This window comes from Rhizobium sp. PDO1-076 (assembly GCF_000247475.1).
GTDB lineage: Bacteria > Pseudomonadota > Alphaproteobacteria > Rhizobiales > Rhizobiaceae > Allorhizobium.
Map to the genome: position 1 here is coordinate 1 of NZ_AHZC01000165.1, position 3,793 is coordinate 3,793.

Annotated in this window: 3 protein-coding genes and 1 tRNA gene; all 4 read left to right on the forward strand. The window is 57.4% G+C overall.

The genetic code is table 11. From position 1 onward, the window contains the following. Positions 1-76: 76 nt before the first annotated feature. The gene (locus PDO_RS10900; RefSeq protein ID WP_007601789.1) at positions 77-1,066 is read left to right on the forward strand and encodes an IS5 family transposase; all 990 of its coding nucleotides are present in this window, start codon (positions 77-79) and stop codon (positions 1,064-1,066) included. A 268-nt stretch (positions 1,067-1,334) separates the two neighbouring features. Beyond that, positions 1,335-1,410 (forward strand) — tRNA-Ile (locus PDO_RS10905). A gap of 466 nt (positions 1,411-1,876) precedes the next feature. Further along, positions 1,877-3,037 (forward strand): hypothetical protein, encoded by a 1,161-nt coding sequence (locus PDO_RS10910; RefSeq protein ID WP_007601790.1) that lies wholly within the window; start codon positions 1,877-1,879, stop codon positions 3,035-3,037. A 119-nt stretch (positions 3,038-3,156) separates the two neighbouring features. Continuing rightward, positions 3,157-3,793 (forward strand): RDD family protein (locus PDO_RS10915; protein ID WP_007601791.1); only part of this gene is annotated, 637 nt, incomplete at its 3' end.

Below are 3,793 nucleotides of genomic sequence, written 5' to 3' on the forward strand. Positions count from 1 at the left end.
TCGCCATCCTGAGGGCCGCGTGCCACTCGCATTGTGGTAGGTGATCGGTGCATCGCAATAATCGGTTTTTGCCACGATGCCTTTCAAGCACAACGCGTCCAGCCGCCATTGTATCGGCAAGATGAGGTTGAGGGTCACGAACTGGGCGGAATACGAGGCAGGTCTTCGTCGGCGTGGCAGCCTGACCCTGTGGATGACGCCGGAGGCACTGTCGTCCTGGCAGGCGTCGAGGCGCGCGACCCGCGGTGGCCAGCCGCGCTACTCCGATCTGGCGATCGAGACCGCTCTCACGCTGGGACTGGTGTTCGACCTGCGGTTGCGGCAGACGGAGGGCTTTGTGATGTCGGTGCTGACGCTGATGGGGCTGGGTCTGGCCGTTCCTGATCATACGACCCTAAGCCGTCGGGCAAGTAAGCCGAGAGTGCCGAAGAAGCGGCACGATGATCGCATCTCAGAGAAAGGGCCTATCCACGTCCGCATCGATAGCACCGGGTTGCAAGTCTACGGCGCGGGCCAATGGCTTGAGGAAAGGCATGGCGCCAAACCTCGTCGGGGCTGGCGCAAGCTGCACCTGGCGCTGGATGCCGACAGCGGTGACATCATCGCACATGTTATGACGAACCAGGATGCCGGCGACGCTTCCCAGGTAGAGCCGCTACTGGGCCAGATCGAACGCCCGATTGGCCGGTTTACGGCGGATGGCGCCTATGATGGCAATCCGACCTATGACGCTGTTGCCAATCACGGTCCTGACGCGGCGGTAATCATTCCGCCACGCGCCAATGCGGTGGAACAACAGGATGCCGATCCCTCCAGTCAACGAGCCCGTCATATAGCGGCGATCAACACCGATGGCCGTATGAAGTGGCAGGGCGCTACCGACTACGGGAAACGATCTCTCGCGGAGACCGCGATCGGTCGCTACAAATTGATCATCGGACGGCGGCTGCGGGCACGCTCATTCGCCGCCCAGAAGACGGAAGTCGCCCTCGGCTGCGCCGTCCTCAATCGCATGCTGGGATGCGCACGTCCGAAATCTGTCCGGTGCAGAAAAGCTACCGCGTAGCCGCAGCATAAAAGACCGAAATCCGCTCACACTACGACCGCCGCACCAGCGCCCACCCAGGAACGAATTTAGCCGTTGCAAGAGCTGGTGACAACGCAGTGCCGGCGGACCTCTTCGTCTCACCGGCACCATGCCCTTCCGGCTTCTGTGATGACGCGTGATTGTGAAGCCATTGCGGCAGAGACTTGTCGCATACCGGAAATTGCGTTAGAGCCCGTGACCGGTGCGGGGTGACCATTGCCCGCCCGACGGCACGGCGTGCCGGGCTGGGCCTGTAGCTCAATGGTTAGAGCCGGCGGCTCATAACCGCTTGGTTGGGGGTTCGAGTCCCTCCGGGCCCACCATTTCTTCTAGTTCGTCAGACTCGATGAGTTTTTCGTCAGGGCCATTGCTCTCACGGCCTTTGTTTTTCCTGGAAAAATCGGCTCTTCAAGGCACCCTGACAAAATTCAGATAGCTGACACCACGAAAACGAATAGTAAAATTCATCCCCGAGGCTTTGAATTTCAACGCAGTCATCAAGTAGCAAGAAAACGTACTGATGTCTGGAATTGCTTGTGGGACCGCTCAAAAGGTTTGTCCCTACGAGCGCTGATATGTCCCTGACGCTTCAATAGGTTTGTCCCTGAGATCAAAACGGCTTTTCCTTACTCCAAGTCTTTGTTTTACGGAGAAGCGGAGGAAATCACTATGGCTCAACCGTAGACCGTCCATAGGCCGGAACCGTGGCATCACCCGGTTCGCATCGTTGATGCACAATGTCATTCGGACTTATGTCAATGCGACCAATCTCTGATTCCAGGCACCCGCATGACCCTCGAAGAATTTACCGCGCAACTCAACGGCTCCACCTTCTGGAAAGAGTTCACATTTTCTCAGAACCAGTTTTCGCCGCGGCCTGGCCAGGAACTGGAACTCGCCGATAGCTTCGTCTGGATCGGCGACACGGCCTTCATTATCCAGATGAAAGAGCGGGCCGAACCAAAGGACGATCCAGAAGCCGAAAGGCGCTGGTTCAAGGACGCAATCCTCCGAACTGCAGTACGGCAGATCAAGGACTCAATCCGCTTCTTGAGCGAACACACTTCGATCTCGATCGCCAATGAGCGAGGGCAGCGCCACGACGTGAATGGCCATGATATCAAGCATATCGAAAAGATCATCCTCTATGCCGCTGGTCCGTCACTGCCAGAAGATTGTCGGCGCATTCAGCGCCATGTAAGCCAAACCGCTGGCTTCATCCACGTATTCGAGCGGGATAACTACAGCCATGTCGTCAAGACCCTTGCGGTTCCCGAGGAGGTGCGGCGGTACCTACAGTATAGGCAGAATGCCCTTCAATCGCTCTCGGATGCCAAGGTGGCAGTTGTGGAAGCGGACATCCTCGCTGCATACATGTCAGACGAAACGCTACCAACCCCGAATTCGCACCAGGCACTGGACCGCCTATTCGACGACACTGCGCAGACCGACCTGTCGCCTATCATGGACCGTCTTGCCGACCACATCCAGAATCCGGACAGCGGTACTGACTACGTGCGCATCTTGATGGAATTCGCCAAGCTGCCCAGGTCAGGTTGGAGGGCGGCCAAGGAGCGACTGGACTTAGTGATCACCCAGGCTAGGAACGGCGAATTCGAACGCCCGTATCGTTTTGCATTCCCGCCGACCGATTGCAGCTTTATGTTCTCAGCATTCTTTCCCGGAATGGAGAGCACTGGCCCTGAGGGTGAAAAAGCAAGGAGGACAGGCCTCCTTAACCTGACCGCTACTGCAAAATACCTCAACGAAACGGCCAAGGGGGTTGGCGTCCTTGCCTCGAAGGACGGTGATCACTTCCATCTCGATTGGTGCTTAATCGATCATCCCTGGAAACGGGACCCAGATTTCGAGGCCCACATTGCACGGAGCAATCTGTTCGGTGCCGTCAGGGAGAAAAAGATCGACGGATACTACTTCGTCAACGAGTAGATCAAAGCTGCCCGTGACAGGAATTGCAGTCGCAACTGGACCTCGACGTCCCCCACTATGCAACTTTACGGGTTCGTCCGCCCTTGCTAAACCTTTCACGGGCAGGGGGCGCAGGTAGCATGGCAATTTGGTACTACACTATAGGACAGGAACGTAAGGGACCTGCCAGCGAAGAGGAAATCCGCGACCTGATCCAAAGTGGGAAGATCGTCCCCCAGGCGTACGTATGGCGCAACGGTATGACGAATTGGCATGTTGCGGGCGAGCATCCCGACTTCGCGGACTTCTTCGTAACACCACCTCCCCTCCCATCGCCGGCCACCCCGGTTAACTTTCCGCCACCCGCTTTTCAGCCTATTACGACGGCACCTGGCGTTGTCCTCACCTCTCGACCTTGGCCGCGGTTCTGGGCTAGGCTCTTCGACAACCTGTTATTGGTACCACTGCTGGGGTTCGGAATTGGCCTCTGGTCAGCCGTGTACGCTCCGGACATTTACGTAAAACTTGTAGGCATGAACGAACTGCTGTTCAGCCTTATGATCATGCCTCTAGTCGGCTTATTACTGGGGGTCAGTATGACCTTGCTCGGCAGCACTCCGGGCAAGGCCATTGTCGGTGTGCAGGTCCCGGTTCCGCCTGGAGGGAGGCGCTTCTGGTTCTACCTGACGAGAGAGTTTAAGGTGTGGATAGCGGGCCTTGGGATGGGCATCCCGTTTGTTGCCCTCTTCACCCAGATTGCTCAGTACCGGCGGCTAG

Excerpts from the sequence above, each read along its gene's own strand:
- PDO_RS10900 (WP_007601789.1), top strand. The coding sequence starts at position 77 with ATGCCTTTCAAGCACAACGCGTCCAGCCGCCATTGTATCGGCAAGATG.
- PDO_RS10910 (WP_007601790.1), top strand. The coding sequence starts at position 1,877 with ATGACCCTCGAAGAATTTACCGCGCAACTCAACGGCTCCACCTTCTGG.